Genomic DNA, 15,330 nt, shown 5'->3' on the forward strand with positions numbered 1-15,330 from the left:
GCGCTTAATCAAGTCTTTAGCTGCCAGGTGATTTTGTGATTCCAGACCCACGGCGGTGTTGCGGGTGTGCCCTGGGTGTTGTTCAGGCCAGTGCCGTGTCCAGCAGCATCATCAGCACAAAGCCCAGCATCAGCCCGCCAGTGGCCCAGGCCTCGTGGCCTTTGCGGTGCGATTCGGGGATGATTTCGTGGCTGATCACAAACAGCATGGCACCGGCCGCAAAGCCCAGGCCCCAAGGCAGCAGGCTGGCCGACTGGCTGATGGCGGCAGCACCCAGCACGGCACCCAGCGGCTCTACCAGACCGGAGGCCATGCCCAGCAGCACCGCAAAGCGGCGTTTGTAGCCCGCAGCCAGCAGCGCCACAGCGACCACCAGGCCTTCGGGCACGTCCTGGATGGCGATGCCGGTGGCCAGCGCAGTGGCGCGCAGCGGGTCAGCAGCGGCGTAGGCCACGCCAATCGCCAGGCCCTCGGGCAGGTTGTGCAGGGTGATGGCAAACACAAACAGCCAGGTGCGCCGCAGCACCCGAGAGCGCGGGCCTTGCGGGCCTTCCACGCCCTTGATGAAGTGCTCATGCGGCAGCAAGCGTTCCATGGCCAGCAGCACCGCCCCGCCCAACAAGATGGATGCGCCCAGCATGCCGCCGGCGCCCCAGCCGCTGGCCCCGGTGGCGCGGGCCGCGGCCAGGCCGGGGATGATCAGCGAAAACGCGCTGGCCGCCAGCATCACCCCGGCACCAAAGCCAAAGAGCGTGTCTTGGGTGCGCCCGGAGAGCTTGTGCGAGAACACCACCGGCAGTGTGCCCAGCGCGGTGGCCAGCGCCGCCACCGAGCCGCCGATCAGCGCGTTCAGCACCACGGGATGGGCCAGGCAGTAGTGCCAGAAGTCGCCGACCAGCACGCCCGCGCCCAGCAGCGCGATGCAGCCGCCGAGCAGTTTGCGCAGCAGGCGTGGCGTGCGTTTAGGCTGGGAAGGCGCTGAAGATGCTGAAGATGCTGAAGAATTGGTCATGCAAAACATCCATGGAGCCGGTGCCACAGGTGGCAGCACCGGGCCCTTTGCGTTGAATGGAGTTTTGCGTATTCAGGCCTTTAAATGATAACCGTTCGCATTTAAAAAATCTATAGTTGGACCTGTTTGCTGGTTGCCAGCTCCAGGCCCTGGGCCTGCATGGTTTGCAAAAACGCGTCGTGCTGGGTCTGGAAACCGGCCACCGGGCTCATGCAGTCGGTGAGCAGCACGATGCGCTGGAGCTTCTGGCGGGCCAGGTGCAGGGTGATGTGCTCAGTGGTGGCGCGTACGCAGTGGCTGCTGGCCTCGCCCGCGATCAGCAGCACGTCGGCCTGGTCCATGGCGGTCATCAGCGCGTGGTTGAGTTGGGTGGCTTCGTCATGCGCATCGGGCACCTCGGCCATGACGGCGCTGTAGTGTTCGGTCCAGGGATTGCTGCCTTTGGTGAGCTTGGTCACGTTGCGGCCTTGCTGGTCTTCCCAGGCGTTGTAGGCAGCGCGTACATCGGCGTGCACGTTGTGGCCCCAGGTGCCGATTTCGCAGTGCACCGGCCAGACCATCAGCGTGTAGCGGCCCCGGGCTTCCAGCGCGTCCAGGTAGGCCAGGGTGCGGCCCAGCGCCGGGGGCTGGCGCGGCAGGTACTGGCCTGCGTGCACGGCGGCGGCGGTGATGGTGGTGAACGGTGCCACCGCGCTGCCATCGGCTTGCTGCCAGAAGGTGGGGTGGGCAATGTCGATGCGGTGGTGCGAATCCAGGGTGAGGGTGATGTCGGTCAGCTGTGGCCCGTGGCAGCGTATGAAGGCCGCCAGGCGCTGCATGTCGGCATCGGCACCGGCCACGGGCAGGGCGGAGCCTGGCAAATCGCAAAAGTCATTTTGCGGGTCGATGATGAGCAGGTGGGTGTGGTGCGTCATGGCGGCTTCGGTCTCTATCAGGGGCGGGCGGTGGGCAGGAATGGGAGAGACAGGCCACGAATTTGTAATTGTTCGTAAGCCAGTGCCCCCAGCAAGGCCAGCAACAGCACCGCGGCCAGAATCCAGGGCGCGCGGCTGCGGCGGCGGGCCCGGTGCACCAGTCGCTGGGGCGGCATGGTGGGGGGCGGTGCGGGGAGGGGTGTTGGTGGTGGTTTGGTGGCTGCTGGCGCGGGTGCCGGAGCAGGTTGCGGCGCAGGGGTAGGTGGGAGTGGGAGTGGGAGTGGGGGCGGAGGCGTTGCAGGTTTCGCGAAAGGTGTGGCGGCGGGTTTCGCCATGGCCTGTTCCAGCCGAGACAGGCGTTGGGGCACGGGCAGGACGGCGGCACAGTGTGTGCACACGGTCGCGTCGCTGTCGTTGTCGGTTTTGCAGGCGGGGCAGAGCAGGCTCATGTTTCAACTCGGGTAGGTGGAGGCAATGTCACATGATGACAGCAGCCACCCGTGATAATCGCGCCCCATGGACATTCTTATGCAACTTCTCGATTTCATCCTGCACATTGACAAACACCTGGAGGCCTTTGTGATCAGCTACGGCCCCTGGGTCTATGCGCTGCTGTTTCTGATCATTTTTGTGGAGACCGGGGTGGTGGTGATGCCATTTCTGCCCGGCGATTCGCTGCTGTTTGTGGTGGGTGCCATGTGCGGCGTGGGGCTGATGTCCTACCCCATCGCGGTAGGCCTGCTGCTGGCAGCAGCCATCATGGGCAACCAGTGCAACTACGCGATTGGCCGCTTTTGTGGCCCCAAGGTGTTCCAGTGGGAAAACTCCAAACTCTTCAACAAACAGGCTTTTAACCAGGCCCATGCGTTTTACGAACGTTATGGTGGCGTGACATTGGTGGCTGCGCGGTTCATGCCGTTTTTGCGCACCTTTGCGCCCTTTGTGGCCGGGGTGGCGCAGATGAGCCGGGCCAAGTTCGCATTTTTTGACGTGCTGGGCGGCCTGCTGTGGGTGGTGGGCATCGTGACCATTGGCTACTTCTTTGGTAATTTCCCCTGGGTGAAGCAGCACCTGGACAAAATCATCTGGGCCATGATTTTGATTCCCGGCGCCATCATCGTGCTGGGCGCGCTGAAGGGGCGCATGTCCCGCAAGCTGCCCAGCGTATGATGCTTAAATTTTAAGCGCCATAAGCTTTGTCTTTGTAAATCAAGCACTTAACCGCCCTATACAAGTGCTTGTCCGGGTTATCCACATGTTTATCCAGTGTTGGCAGGGAGAACTTGGAGCCCTGCGCCAAGCACTACAATTTGCGCCTTCACCGGGGGTGTCTGCTGCGCCGTAGCGGACTGAGAAATACCCCACTACCTGATCTGGGTCATGCCAGCGTAGGGAGCGTGATGGGTCACCCTTTTGGCCCTTTCATGCGCCCGCCGCTGGCGCATTGAAAGACACTCATGCTGCACCGTCGCGCTTTTACCCTGGCCGCCACCGCGCTGGCCGTACTCGTATCTCTTCCCGCATGGGCCCAAGACAACACGCTGCGGGTGCTGGTGCACAGCTCGTTCTCGCTGCCCAAGCCGCTGCTGGCCCAGTTTGAAGCCGAATCCGGTGTCAAGCTCAGCATCATCAAGGCCGGTGATGCGGGCGAGATGCTGAACAAGCTCATCCTCACCCGTGCACAGCCCATCGCCGACCTGGTGTTTGGCCTGGACAACGCCCTGGTCGCCAAGGCCCAGGCCGCCAAGGTGCTGGAGCCATTGCAATACACCCAGGGCTCGGCCACGGCCCAGATCGGTGCCAATGTGGTGCCGGTGGACTACGGCTTCGTTAACCTGAACTTCGACAAGGCTGCCTTCGCCAAGAGCGGCCTCGCGCTGCCCAAAAGCCTGGAAGACCTCGCCCAGCCCGCGTACCGCAATCTGCTGGTGGTGCCCAACCCCGCCACCTCCAGCCCCGGCTACGCGTTCTTGCTGGCCACCATTGCGGGCATGGGCGAAGAAAAAGCTTTTGACTGGTGGGCCCGCATGCGTGGCAACGGCGTGAAGGCCGTCAAGGGCTGGACCGAGGCCTACTACACCGAATTCAGCCGCAACGGCGGCACCCGCCCGCTGGTCGTCAGCTACGCCAGCAGCCCGGCGGCCGAGGTGTTCTACAGCAAGGAAAAAATCAGCGAATCGCCCACCGGCAACCTGTTCCTCAAGGGCGGCGTGTTCCGCCAGGTGGAGGGCGTAGCTTTGGTGGCCGGTGGTGGCCAGCGCGAGGCTGCAGCCAAGTTCATCCGCTTCATGCGTTCCGGCGGTGTGCAAGAGGCTTTGCAAACCAGCATGTGGATGTACCCGATCGAAGCCCACACCCCCTTGGCCGATGTGATGAAGCACGCCGTGGAGCCCACCGCTTTTGACAGCCTGCCTGCCGAGACGATTGCCGAAAAAGGCAGCGTTTGGGTCGCACGCTGGACGCAAATCGTTCTGAAATAAATGCGCCGTTGGCTGCTGGCGCTGGTGCCGCTGCTGGCCCTGGCCGTGCTGCTGGTGGCCCCGGTGCTGCGGTTGGCGGGCGAGGGCTGGTGGGGCGAACTGGCTACGCAAACTCCCACCTCCCTCTGGGCGCTGTGGACCGACCCCTACCTGCGCTGGCGGGTGCTGTGGTCGGTGCTGCAGGCGGCTGCCACCTGTGTTGCCGCGCTGCTGCTGGGTCTGCCCGTGGCCTGGGTGCTTGCGCGTTGGGAGTTTGCGGGCCGCGGCCTGGTGCTACGCCTTTTGATGCTGCCGTTTGTAGTGCCTACCCTGGTCGCCGCGCTGGGCGTGCTGGCGCTGTGGGGTCCGCGTGGTGTGTTCAGCGGCTGGCTGGACTTGCACCTGCAAGACACGCCCTGGCTGCTGCTGTACGGCAATCTGTTCTTCAACCTGTGCGTAGTGGTGCGCGCCGGGGTGGATGCGCTGGAGCATGTCAGCGCGCCGCGCGTGGCGGCGGCACGCACCCTGGGTGCCACGCCGTGGCGGGCGTTCTGGCGGGTCGAATGGCCCGCCATCCTGCCTTGGCTCGCGTCCAGCCTGTGCCTCGTCTTTTTGTACTGCTTTGCCGGGTTTGGGCTGGCCCTGGTGCTGGGCGGCCAGCGTTACGCCACGGTGGAAGTCGAGATCTACACCCTGGTGGCCCATGAGCTGCAACTGGTCCCGGCCAGCCTGTTGGCGCTGTGGATGCTGCTGCTGACCGGTGCGGTGGCTTGGGGCTATGCACTGATTGAAAAGCGCCTGGCCACGCCCACCCGCGTGCAGCCCATCGCCCCCCAGCGCCCCAGCCGCCCGGCGCACTGGCTGAGGGTGGCTGCGGCGCTCGGCGTGCTGGCTTTTTTCTGCGCTGCGCCGCTGGTGGCGATTGTCTGGCGGGCCGCCCATGCAGGCTGGGATACCTGGGCGCTGGTGGCCGATGAAGAGACCTTGGCCGCGCTGTGGAACACCTTGCGCTTTTCTTTCGTTGCGCTGCTGCTGGCCACCGTGCTGGGCGTGCTGCACGCGCTGGCCGCCCAAAGCTCGGTGGCGATGCGTGCTGCCGCGTTTTTGCCGTTCGTGGTGTCGCCCATCACCGTGGCTTTCGGCCTGCTGCTGCTGTACCCGCAGTGGACCGCCAGCCTGCCGCTGCTGCTCTGCGCCTATGCCGTGCTGGCCTACCCGTTCGTTGCCAAATCACTGGCATCCGCACTGGACAGCCTGCCCGAACACCTGCCCCAGGCCGCCCGCAGTCTGGGTGCCACGCCCTGGCGGGTGTTCTGGCGCGTCACCCTGCCGCTGGTAGCCCCCGCACTGCGCCGGGGCATGGCCTTCGCGGCGGCCACGGCGCTGGGCGAATTCGCCGTGACCCTGTTTTTATCCCGTCCCGAATGGGCCACGCTGACCACGCTGATCTACCAGCGCCTGGGCCGTCCAGGGGCGGCCAATGGCGACGCGGCGCTGGTGCTGGCCTGCGTGCTGATGGCGCTGGCACTGGCCGCATTCGCGTTGATCGAAGGCCCACGCCGGACAGAATCTTCCCATGCTTGAACTGCGCTCTATTACCAAACACTACGGTTCGCGCCTACTGGCAGACCGGCTCAGCCTGCAAGTCGCCGAGGGCGAAATAGTCGCTTTGCTCGGCCCCTCGGGCAGCGGCAAAAGCACCTTGCTGAAAATCGCCGCTGGGCTGGAAGCCGCCGAGGCAGGTAGCGTCTGGTTCGACAGCGAAGACATCAGCCGCCAGCCGCCCGAACGGCGCGGTTTTGCGCTGATGTTCCAGGACTTTGCGCTGTTTCCGCATCTGGACGTGCGCGACAACGTGGCCTTTGGCCTGGTCGAGCAGCGGGTCGCCAAAGCCACAGCACGCCAGCGCGCCGAGGCCCTGCTAGAGCGCTTCGGTCTGGCCAACCACGCCCGCCACCGGGTCTGGACGCTGTCGGGTGGTGAGCAACAGCGTGTGGCCCTGGCCCGCGCGCTCATCACCGCGCCGCGTGCGCTGCTGCTGGACGAGCCTTTTTCTGCCCTGGATGCCGCCCTGCGCCGGGACCTGCAGGCCGAGTTCCGCCAGCGCATCGCCGCCGCAGGTATGGCCACGGTGTTGGTAACCCACGACGAAGCCGAAGCCCAAGCCATGGCTACGCGCGGCATGCGGCTGGCTGCGGGGCAGTTGGAGCAATTGTGGTGATTGCTATTAAATAAATAGCTACTAGCGTATATGGAGTATGCGCTGGAATCCTATTTCTTATAAATTTTCAAAAGCCATGTGTACTGGCGAGGCACTTAGGTAATGCACCAAGTTGAGGCAAAACCGTGTCTTATACCAAACAAGAGTAACTAATGTGCATTTTTTCGTGCGCCCGCGCACCGGCCTTGTGCGATACTAGGGTTAACCCTGAAAAACAGGGAACGTTTTTACCCCAGGACACTTTGGCTATGCATATTCTTTATTTATTTTGGTTCTCCGCACGCAACGCCGCCCACGCAGTGGGCCGCCATCTGGACCAGCAAGACCAGCGCGATGTGGACAGTTACCTCGGCAAATCCCAGTCGTTTGCCGACCTTGAATCCCGCGAACGCCACTGGCTGCAGTCGCAATAGGTCTGGCTCACCCCCAGGCTACAGTGCTGCGCACTTTTCGCCAACCCCCTTGCAGGGGGCAACACCAGCAGCCTGGCAAAGCCAGTTCTGCGGTGTTTCTGGGGGGCTTGCGCTCTGGCTCTGTTATCTGCTCACGCTATTTTTAATACCAGGCACAGCGCCTGATTCTTTTTGGAGTTTCACCATGCAAGTTCTGTATTTCATCAAATCCCTGTTCGCCGTTGCCCAGATCCAGTTCAATCCCGGCGAGCGCGTGAACCTGGTGCGCCGCGGCAGCATTGAGCGTACCGACGGCTACGTACTGGCACAGACCGACAAGGGCGTGCTGGTCGAATGGCCCCGTGCAGGCTCCAGTCTGGTGAACTCTACCGATCTGACCGTCATCGTCTAAAAGTCTTGTGGGGGGGGGGGTTACCCCGCCTTGCCAAACCGCTCCAGCACATGGCGCCCCATGTTGTGTGCCAGCTCGTCTTCGCCCAGAAACACACGGCTAATATTTTCTTGCGTTAGCAGGGCGGCTTCTGCCTCGTTGTGGGTGCGTACCACGGTTTCAATGTGCGGATTCAGCATGCGGGCGTGGGCCACCATTTGGCGCACGTTGAAGGCATCGGGCGTGGCGATCAGCAGCATGCTGGCGCGGGCGATGTGCGCCTGGATAAGTACAGCGGCATCGGCGGCATCGCCCGACACGGCGGTGATGCCGCTGGCGCGCAGCTGCTCCACGCGTTCGCGGTTTTGCTCGACCACCACGAAGGGGATGTCTTGCGCGTCCATCTCCACAGCCAGGCGCTTGCCCACGCGGCCGTAACCCACCAGCACCACCTGCTGGGACAGGTATTTTTCGTCGGTGGCCATGGGTAGCTCGGACAGCGGGTCGGTGCTGCGGGCGAATTTGGTGGCCAGCGCGGGGTGGGCCTGTAGCCACAGCTCCAGCCAGTCGGCGGCTTTGAAGACCAGCGGATTCACCGCAATAGACAGCAAGGCACCGGCCAAAATCAGGCTCTGCCCTTCGGGCCGCAGCAGGCCCAGGCTTGCCCCCAGCCCGGCCAGGATGAACGAGAACTCGCCAATCTGGCCCAGGCTGGCAGACACGTTCAGGGCGGTGTTGAGCGGATAGCGAAACACCAGCACCAGCGCGGCGGCGGCGATGGACTTGCCAACGATGATGATGGCCAGCACGGCCAGCACCTGCAGCGGTTGCTTGACGATGACCATCGGGTCAAACAGCATACCCACCGACACAAAGAACAGCACCGCAAAGGCTTCGCGCAGTGGCAGCGAATCTTCGGCAGCGCGGTGGCTGAACTCGGATTCGCGCATCACCATGCCCGCAAAAAACGCGCCCAGCGCAAATGACACGCCAAACAGCATGGCCGCACCGTAGGCAATGCTGACCGCAGCGGCGATCACGCACAGGGTGAACAGTTCGCGCGAACCAGTGCGGGCCACCAGCCACAGCAGCTTGGGAAAGACGCGGCGGCCCACCACCAGCATCAGGGCCACAAAGGCCGACACCTTGAGCAGCGTGATCCCCAGCGTCAGCCACAAATTGCCGCCACCGCCTTCGGCTTCGCCCGGCACCTTGCCGCCCAGCCAGCCCGCCAGCGGGGGCAACAGCACCAGCACCAGCACCATGGCCAGGTCTTCCACCACCAGCCAGCCCACCGCGATCTTGCCGTTCAGCGAATCCAGCGCGCCGCGTGCCTCCAGCGCCCGCAGCAGTACCACGGTGCTGGCCACCGACAAGGCCAGGCCAAATACCAGGCCTTCGCCCAGCGGCCAGCCCCAGAAATGGGCCACGCCTGCGCCCATGGCGGTGGCCACGGCGATCTGCAGTACCGCGCCCGGCACGGCGATCTTGCGCACCGACATCAGGTCGTCCATCGAAAAGTGCATGCCCACGCCAAACATCAGGAGCATTACGCCGATTTCGGCCAGCTCGGCGGCGATTTGTGCATCGGCCACAAAGCCGGGCGTGAACGGACCAATCAACACCCCGGCCAGCAGGTAGCCCACCAATGCCGGTAGCTTGAACCGCACGGCCAGAAAGCCAAAGACCAGCGCCAGCCCGAGTGCGGTGGCGATGGTGGTGATGAGAGGGGTGCTATGCAGCATCGGCCAGATCCTTGTGAAGTTCGATGGAATGTAGACGCTGCACGATCTGCGCAAACAGGGGCCTTGGTGCGAATGCCGTTTGCAGGCAATCGTTCCGTAGCAGGCTGAGGTCGGCGGAATTTTCCGGGCAGTGCGCCAGCAACTCTTCCAGCAGGCAGCCAAACGCCCGCACTTCCAGGCGCTGCAAAGCCTCAGCCTGTGCTGCATCGGCGGGCAAGAAAGAGGCTGCGCCCATGTCGCCCAGCAGGCAGTGGCCGTCGGCACTGCACTGCAGGTTGTGCGCGTACAGGTCGCCGTGCAGCAAGCCGCTGGCGTGCAGATGGGCAGCGGCCGAGGCCACGCCCTGGGCGATGCGCAGTACTTTGTCCAGTGCGTACACCGTGCCCACCGGGTACACGTCGCGGGTGCAACTAATCAGGCTGGGTGGCCCGGCCAGGGTGGTGAAGTGCGGCGGAATACAGGGCATCACCAGCCCGGCCGTGCCTTGCGGGTGCGCTGTCAGCGGGCCCAGAGTGCCGATCAGGTGCGGGTGTGCGTTCACCGCCAGGCAGGCAGCCAGCTCGCTCTGCGGCCAGCCGTCGCTGGTGACGGCACCCTTGAACAGCTTTACCGCCACGGTGTCGCCGCGCCATTGGGCCTGGTGGATCACGCCGGACGCACCTTCGCCCAAGGGCTGTTGTACCGCCAAGTCCGTCCAGCGGATGGGCGTGGTGGAAGGGGCCATGTGCGGTATGCCTGCCCGCGCCAGCCAGGCCAGCCGTGGCATTTGCAGCAGCCAGTCGGGTAGGGTGCCTGCATCTGCCAGGGGGTTGGCCGAGATGCGCAGCAGCTCCAGCTGCTGGCACTGCGCCAGCTCGGGCGGTAAGTGCTGCAACTGGTTGCCCGCCAGCATCAGCTTTTGCAGCTGCGGGCACTGGCCGATCTCGGCGGGCAGGGCGTGGATGTGGTTGTCGGTCAATACCAGCCAGCGCAGCCGGGACGGCAGGGCGGCGGCGGGCACATGGCGGATCTGGCAGGACTTGAAGCCCACCATTTCCAACTGTGCGCACTGGCCCAGCACGGCGGGCAGCTCGGCGAAAGGGTTGCCGGAGCAAAAAATCACCCGCAAGCGGTGCAGCCGGGGCAGGTCGTCGGGCAGGGCGGTGAGGGTGTTGCCAGAGAGGTTCAGCACCTCCAGCGTGTCGGCCAGGTCAAAAATTTCGCGTGGGAAGTGGGTCAGTCCGTCGGAGAGGTCCAACCGCCGGATGCCCTGCAGTTGGCCAGAGCGGAGTTGGGAAAGGGTGTGCATGCGCGGTATTGTCGGCGCTGGTCCATACCATCCAGCGTACTCCGCTATTTATATATAAAAAGTGCCTCTGGCGCATATAAAACATGCGCTAGACGCTATCAAAAATGTAGTATCTCTCTACAGCCACCGCGTTACGGTATCCAGCGGCTGCGGACGGCCATACAGGTAGCCTTGCACGATGTCGCAGTGCAGGTCGGCCAGGAAGCGACTTTGTTCTTCGGTTTCTACGCCTTCGGCCACCACCTGCAGGCCCAGCCCGTGGGCCAGGGCGATGGTGGCGCGCACGATGGCCGCGTTGTCCTTGTCGGTGGCGATGTCGTTCACAAAGGAGCGGTCGATTTTGAGTTCTTCGATGGGAAAACGCTTCAGGTAGGACAGCGACGAATAGCCGGTGCCAAAGTCGTCCACCGCCAGGCGCACGCCCAGGGCGCGGATATCGTGCAGCAGGCCGATGACCTGGTCTGCATCGGACATGGCGGTGGTTTCGGTGATCTCCAGGCGCAGCAGGTGTGGGGGAATGCCGGTCTCTTGCAGGGCCAGTCGCACTACCTGCACCAGGTCGCGGTTCAGGCACTGGCGGGCCGAGATGTTGACGGCGATGGGCACGGGTTGGAGCCCGGCGCGCAGCCACAGCGCCACCTGGCGGGCGGCGTGCAGCACGGCCCAGGCCCCCATATCGACGATCAGCCCGCATTCTTCGGCCACTTCGATAAAGCCGATGGGCATGACCAACTGCCCGGGTGTGCGTTGCCAGCGCATCAGGGCTTCCATGCCGACCATGCGCTGGCTGACGGCGTAATCGTGGAGTGAGAACTGCGGCTGGTAATGCAGCACAAACAGGTCATCACGCAGGGCCTGGCGCAGGTCCATCTCCAGCGCCAGGCGCTCGTGCAGGCGGGTGTTGAGGTCGTTCGACCAGAACTGGAAGCTAGCCTGGGGTTGGGCTTTGGCGCGGTACATGGCCATGTCGGCCTTGGACAGCAGGCTGTCGATGTCAATGCCGTCCTGCGGCGCCATCACCACCCCCACGCTGCCCGCGCTGGGCAGGGTGATATGGCCAAAGTTCTCGTTCAGCACGATGTCTTGTGTCAGCGCATCGACCACCTTGGCGGCTGCTGCTGCGGCACCGTCTTGGCCGCTTACCTCTTCCAGCAGCAGCACAAATTCGTCACCGCCCCAGCGGGCCACGGTGTCAGTGTCGCGGCACAGGGCGCGCAGGCGCTCGGCGATGACGCGCAGCACTTCGTCACCAGCGCGGTGGCCCAGGCTGTCGTTGATGTGCTTGAAACGGTTCAGGTCCAGAAACAGCACCGCCACGCTACCGCCGCGCCGCTGCACCCGCGACAGGGCCAGGTTCAGCCGCTCGTGCAGCAGTACCCGGTTGGGCAGGCCGGTGAGGGCATCGTGGTTGGCCGCAAAGTCCAGTGCGCGGGCGGCGGCTACGGCATCGGTCACGTCGGCAAACACCAGCACCGCGCCATCCAGCGTACCTTCGGGGCTGTGCAGGGGGCTGGCAGTTGCTCGCAGCACGCGCAGGCCACTGGGGCCCGGCAGGTGCAGCAGTTCGCGCACATAAACCCGGCTGCCGCGGCCCAGGCATTCGAATACTGCGGCCACCAGGCGCTCCATGCTGTCTTCGGTCAGTGGGTAGGCGGTATGCAGGGGTTGGCCCTGCAGGCTGTGGCCAGGGGCTTGCAACTGGGCGGTGGGGTTGGCGAAGCGGATGGTGTGCAGCCGCGCATCGATGGTGATGACGGCATCGTCAATGGCCTGCAATGTGGCCTGGGCGTGCTGGCGGGTGCGCGACAGCGTGCGGTTCAAGGCCCGTAGCGTGCCTGCCAGCCAAAACCCCAGCGCCACGGCCAGGGCCAATGTGGCGGTAGCCGGTGGCAGCCAGGTGCGGGTGGCCAGCAGCAGCCCGGCGCTGACCAGTAGCGGCAGTGCCAGCAGGCCCACGGCCAGCAGCCCGCCTTTTATCGGCAGGCGGCTCTGCCACACCGGCACCAGCGCCAGGCTGCTGACAGACAGCAGTGCAAACAACAGCGCCAGCGGCGCGGGCGTGGCGTCTATCCAGAGCTGGCTGCGCAGTGCCTCAAAAGCCTGGGCGTGGAACATGACCGAGGGCAAGGTGGTGTGGCTGCCTGCCAGCGGCGTGGCCAGCTCACCGCCCAGACCGCTGGCGGTGATGCCGATAAACACCGCCCGGCCGCGCACCAACTCCAGGGCCTGGGGGGATTGCAACACGCTGGCAAACGAAAGTGTGGGCAGGCCGCGCATGCGGGGCAGCATGACTTCGTGCGCGCGCACCCAGGTGGTGGCCGGGCGGGTGACGGTGTCCACGGGGACCAGCCGTTCCCACACCGGATCGGGGGCGGCCTGTTGCAGCACCGCCAGTGCCAGCGCAGGCGTGTCGGCCTGGCCGTTGCCGGCCATCAGGTGGAGGCAGCGCGACTGGCCGTCCAGGTCGGTTTCTACATCGACGTGGCCCAAGATGGGTGGGGTTTTGCCATCGGCCAGGAGCAGTGTGGGCAGCAGCGGCACGGCGGCGATGCGGCCGTCGGGCTGCTGCGCCGGGGCTACGGCCAGTACCACGTGGCCGTAGCGGGCCATGGCGGTGGCCAGGGCTGCATCGCTGGCGGGGTTGCGGGTGTCGGGTTCGGAGAACAGCACCGCCATGCCGATGGCGCTGGCCCCGGCCTCGCGCAGGCGGTCGATCATCTGGGCATGCACTGCGCGCGGCCAGGGCCAGCGGCCCAGTGCGGCCAGGCTGGCATCGTCAATCGCCACGACTACCGGTGGCTGGGCGCTGGCGCTGTGGGTCGGCAGCAGCAGGTCATAGGCCAGCAGGTCCAGCCGCTGTACGCTGGCCGGATTGAGCCAGGTCAGCAGCAAGGCCGTGGCGATGCCTGCCAACCACCAGCGGGCGCGCAGCACCCCATGCTCCCAGCGGGGCGGGAGCCGGTGGGAGGCACTGCCTCCGGTGGGCGCAGGCAGAGGGGTCAGAAAATCGCCATGGCAGGGATGATCAGCAGAATCAAGGCCCCCCAGCGGCTGGGGCGGGGAGGCGGGACGACAAAGGTTTGCGTGCTGCCCCAAGGGCCGGTATAGCCATCGGTGCCGGTGGCTTGCACCCGCACATGGTGGGGGCCGGGCTGCAGGTCTTTCAGGCTGAACTGGGGGCTGTCGGTGTCGGCATCGGCCAGGGGGCTGGTGAAGCTGCCGTCGCGCGCGACCTGCAGGTGGTAGTGGGCGGTTTGGGGCTGGGCTGTCCAGCGCAGGGTCAGGCTGCCGTCCTGGGGCTGGGGAATATCGACACCCGGGCCGGGCAGCACACGGCGAAACGGCTGGGCATCGCCCCAGGGGCCTTGGCCCTTGGCGGGGTGGATGGCGGCCACCCGCCATTGGTAGATACCGGGGGGCAGGTCTTGCGGCGGCTGGGCGCTGGCGCTGCCGACGACTTGCTCGTCTACCGCCGTGCCGTCGGTGCTGAGCTGTACCCGGTATTGCAGGCTGGCATCGCCCTGGGTCCAGCGCAGGTTGGGGCGGGTGGCGGTGGTGGCGGCTTCAGGGGCCGGGTCGATCAGCAGCGGCGGCTCGGGCTGGGTGTGGATAACCAGGGTGCGCTCAGCCGACAGGCCCTCCAGGCCTTGCGCGTCGATGCCACGCACCCGCACGGCGTAGCGGCCGTCTTCGATGTCGCGCACGCGGATGCGGGCGGCATCGGTCACCTCGTCCGACAGCATGGCGCTAAATTCGGATGTAGCGGCCAGCTGGGTGCGGTAGCGGCTGGCCCCGGCCAGGGCGGGAACAGGCCAGGCGATGGGTAGGCGCTCAAGGGTGTCGGGCAGTCCGTCCAGGCTGGGCGGAGGTAATAACGGAATGGGGGTGGCAGGGCTGCGACCGCTTTGGGCGAGGGTGCCCTGGGCAGCCTGGGCCGTCACCTGGCCAGTGGGGTTGGCGATCTGCACCGCACCTGTCACCACCTCGGTGCGCATGCTCTGGCCGTCTGTGGTGACACGGTATTGGGTGCCGCGCACGGCGGCAATGGCGGCCGGGGTGTGAATTTCAAACCGGCCACCGCTGTCGCCCACCGGAGTGACCTGGTTTTCCACACTGCCTTGTACCAGCGACAAGGCCACGATGCTGGCCTGGCCCAGCAGGGTTTTCTGGGTGGTTTGCAGTTGGAGTTCGCTGTCGCGGCGCACCAGCACGCGGCTGCCGTCGGCAAACTGCAGGGTGGCGCTGCCGTCAGGACCCGTGCGCAGGCCCGACGGGGCTTGCAGCCGCTCGCCCGCAACGGCCGCGCGGGCCGGGGTGCTGCCCTGGCGCAGGGTGGTGTCGCCTGCCACGGCCAGCAGGGTCACTTGGGTGGATTCCAGCTTCAGCCATTCTTTGGGGATGCGCAACTGCGTGCCGGGCGGGATGCGGTGGTCGTCGGCAATGTGGTTGCGTTGGCGCAGAGCCAGGGCCAGCGACGGGCTCTTCAAATAACGCTCGGCCAGATTCCAGGGGTGGTCGCCGATTTGTACGGTGTAGAGGAAGTCGGCAGCCTGCGCTGCGCCGCACAAGCTAGACACCAACAGACAGCCTAGGCAGATGACGACGCGGGGCGGCAAGCTTTTGCGGTGGGGCATGGGAGTGGGCATGGTTCCGGTCATCCTTTGAAGGTTTCGGCTGTGCTTACTTGGTTACGAATTGTAATAATGCGTACATGTTGCGCTTTTTCGGCAGGCTTGGCACCCCCGTAGTGGTAACAAACCGTATGCATTTATCACGCAGGACTGGCATTTTTGGCCTTAGTGGCGTTGCAGGAAACCCGGGTGTTCCCTGCTAGCTGCCAGCTGTTAGCCTTGCCACCATTGGCCATCGACCATTTCGGTGAATTTGGCGCGCCGCGCCGGAGAGCTG

General features: G+C 65.1%; 13 protein-coding genes and 1 riboswitch. Of the genes, 6 read left to right on the forward strand and 7 right to left on the reverse strand.

Annotated features, from left to right (window positions below; all coding sequences use genetic code 11):
• Positions 1 to 82: 82 nt before the first annotated feature.
• The 3 genes from AC097L_RS00655 to AC097L_RS00665 all read right to left on the reverse strand — a co-directional run bounded on the left by AC097L_RS00655 (position 83) and on the right by AC097L_RS00665 (position 2,102).
• Complete coding sequence (locus AC097L_RS00655; protein WP_479584182.1) at positions 83 to 1,012, reverse strand: ZIP family metal transporter; 930 nt, start codon at positions 1,010 to 1,012, stop codon at positions 83 to 85.
• Positions 1,013 to 1,122: 110 nt separating this feature from the next.
• Positions 1,123 to 1,926, reverse strand: a complete 804-nt coding sequence (locus AC097L_RS00660) for a cysteine hydrolase family protein (RefSeq protein ID WP_479584183.1) — start codon at positions 1,924 to 1,926, stop codon at positions 1,123 to 1,125.
• Positions 1,927 to 1,943: 17 nt separating this feature from the next.
• On the reverse strand, positions 1,944 to 2,102 hold the full coding sequence (locus AC097L_RS00665) for a hypothetical protein (RefSeq protein ID WP_479584184.1): 159 nt from the start codon (positions 2,100 to 2,102) through the stop codon (positions 1,944 to 1,946).
• A 340-nt stretch (positions 2,103 to 2,442) separates the two neighbouring features.
• Between AC097L_RS00665 and AC097L_RS00670 the strand changes: the two genes are divergently transcribed.
• From AC097L_RS00670 to AC097L_RS00695, 6 genes are all read left to right on the forward strand, one after another.
• The gene (locus AC097L_RS00670; protein ID WP_479584185.1) at positions 2,443 to 3,096 is read left to right on the forward strand and encodes a VTT domain-containing protein; all 654 of its coding nucleotides are present in this window, start codon (positions 2,443 to 2,445) and stop codon (positions 3,094 to 3,096) included.
• Between the two features lie 143 nt (positions 3,097 to 3,239).
• Positions 3,240 to 3,339, forward strand: a riboswitch (TPP riboswitch).
• A gap of 44 nt (positions 3,340 to 3,383) precedes the next feature.
• Positions 3,384 to 4,406 carry a thiamine ABC transporter substrate-binding protein gene (locus tag AC097L_RS00675; RefSeq protein ID WP_479584186.1) on the forward strand — a complete coding sequence of 341 codons (1,023 nt, stop codon included), beginning with the start codon at positions 3,384 to 3,386 and terminating at the stop codon, positions 4,404 to 4,406.
• Positions 4,407 to 5,969 (forward strand): ABC transporter permease, encoded by a 1,563-nt coding sequence (locus AC097L_RS00680; RefSeq protein WP_479584187.1) that lies wholly within the window; start codon positions 4,407 to 4,409, stop codon positions 5,967 to 5,969.
• Entirely contained in the window at positions 5,962 to 6,606 is a 645-nt protein-coding gene (locus AC097L_RS00685) for an ABC transporter ATP-binding protein (RefSeq protein ID WP_479584188.1), read from the forward strand. Before AC097L_RS00680 ends, AC097L_RS00685 begins: the two co-directional genes overlap by 8 nt.
• 248 nt (positions 6,607 to 6,854) lie before the next feature.
• The gene (locus tag AC097L_RS00690; RefSeq protein ID WP_479584189.1) at positions 6,855 to 7,019 is read left to right on the forward strand and encodes a hypothetical protein; all 165 of its coding nucleotides are present in this window, start codon (positions 6,855 to 6,857) and stop codon (positions 7,017 to 7,019) included.
• Positions 7,020 to 7,203: 184 nt separating this feature from the next.
• Complete coding sequence (locus AC097L_RS00695; RefSeq protein WP_479584190.1) at positions 7,204 to 7,410, forward strand: hypothetical protein; 207 nt, start codon at positions 7,204 to 7,206, stop codon at positions 7,408 to 7,410.
• Between the two features lie 20 nt (positions 7,411 to 7,430).
• Here AC097L_RS00695 and AC097L_RS00700 read toward each other — a convergent pair whose 3' ends face one another.
• The 4 genes from AC097L_RS00700 to AC097L_RS00715 all read right to left on the reverse strand — a co-directional run bounded on the left by AC097L_RS00700 (position 7,431) and on the right by AC097L_RS00715 (position 15,056).
• The gene (locus AC097L_RS00700) at positions 7,431 to 9,134 is read right to left on the reverse strand and encodes a cation:proton antiporter domain-containing protein (RefSeq protein WP_479584191.1); all 1,704 of its coding nucleotides are present in this window, start codon (positions 9,132 to 9,134) and stop codon (positions 7,431 to 7,433) included.
• Positions 9,124 to 10,422 (reverse strand): leucine-rich repeat-containing protein kinase family protein, encoded by a 1,299-nt coding sequence (locus tag AC097L_RS00705; RefSeq protein ID WP_479584192.1) that lies wholly within the window; start codon positions 10,420 to 10,422, stop codon positions 9,124 to 9,126. The genes AC097L_RS00700 and AC097L_RS00705 overlap by 11 nt, the downstream gene beginning before the upstream one ends.
• A gap of 117 nt (positions 10,423 to 10,539) precedes the next feature.
• The gene (locus AC097L_RS00710; RefSeq protein WP_479584193.1) at positions 10,540 to 13,356 is read right to left on the reverse strand and encodes an EAL domain-containing protein; all 2,817 of its coding nucleotides are present in this window, start codon (positions 13,354 to 13,356) and stop codon (positions 10,540 to 10,542) included.
• A gap of 65 nt (positions 13,357 to 13,421) precedes the next feature.
• The gene (locus tag AC097L_RS00715; RefSeq protein WP_479584194.1) at positions 13,422 to 15,056 is read right to left on the reverse strand and encodes a FecR family protein; all 1,635 of its coding nucleotides are present in this window, start codon (positions 15,054 to 15,056) and stop codon (positions 13,422 to 13,424) included.
• Positions 15,057 to 15,330: the final 274 nt, after the last annotated feature.

The organism is Rhodoferax sp. RT5P35, from assembly GCF_056521385.1.

Coding starts and splice junctions, on each gene's coding strand:
- AC097L_RS00715 (WP_479584194.1), bottom strand. CDS start 15,056: ATGCCCCACCGCAAAAGCTTGCCGCCCCGCGTCGTCATCTGCCTAGGC.
- AC097L_RS00660 (WP_479584183.1), bottom strand. CDS start 1,926: ATGACGCACCACACCCACCTGCTCATCATCGACCCGCAAAATGACTTT.
- AC097L_RS00705 (WP_479584192.1), bottom strand. CDS start 10,422: ATGCACACCCTTTCCCAACTCCGCTCTGGCCAACTGCAGGGCATCCGG.
- AC097L_RS00670 (WP_479584185.1), top strand. CDS start 2,443: ATGGACATTCTTATGCAACTTCTCGATTTCATCCTGCACATTGACAAA.
- AC097L_RS00665 (WP_479584184.1), bottom strand. CDS start 2,102: ATGCCGCCCCAGCGACTGGTGCACCGGGCCCGCCGCCGCAGCCGCGCG.
- AC097L_RS00695 (WP_479584190.1), top strand. CDS start 7,204: ATGCAAGTTCTGTATTTCATCAAATCCCTGTTCGCCGTTGCCCAGATC.
- AC097L_RS00690 (WP_479584189.1), top strand. CDS start 6,855: ATGCATATTCTTTATTTATTTTGGTTCTCCGCACGCAACGCCGCCCAC.
- AC097L_RS00655 (WP_479584182.1), bottom strand. CDS start 1,012: ATGACCAATTCTTCAGCATCTTCAGCATCTTCAGCGCCTTCCCAGCCT.
- AC097L_RS00675 (WP_479584186.1), top strand. CDS start 3,384: ATGCTGCACCGTCGCGCTTTTACCCTGGCCGCCACCGCGCTGGCCGTA.
- AC097L_RS00685 (WP_479584188.1), top strand. CDS start 5,962: ATGCTTGAACTGCGCTCTATTACCAAACACTACGGTTCGCGCCTACTG.
- AC097L_RS00700 (WP_479584191.1), bottom strand. CDS start 9,134: ATGCTGCATAGCACCCCTCTCATCACCACCATCGCCACCGCACTCGGG.
- AC097L_RS00680 (WP_479584187.1), top strand. CDS start 4,407: ATGCGCCGTTGGCTGCTGGCGCTGGTGCCGCTGCTGGCCCTGGCCGTG.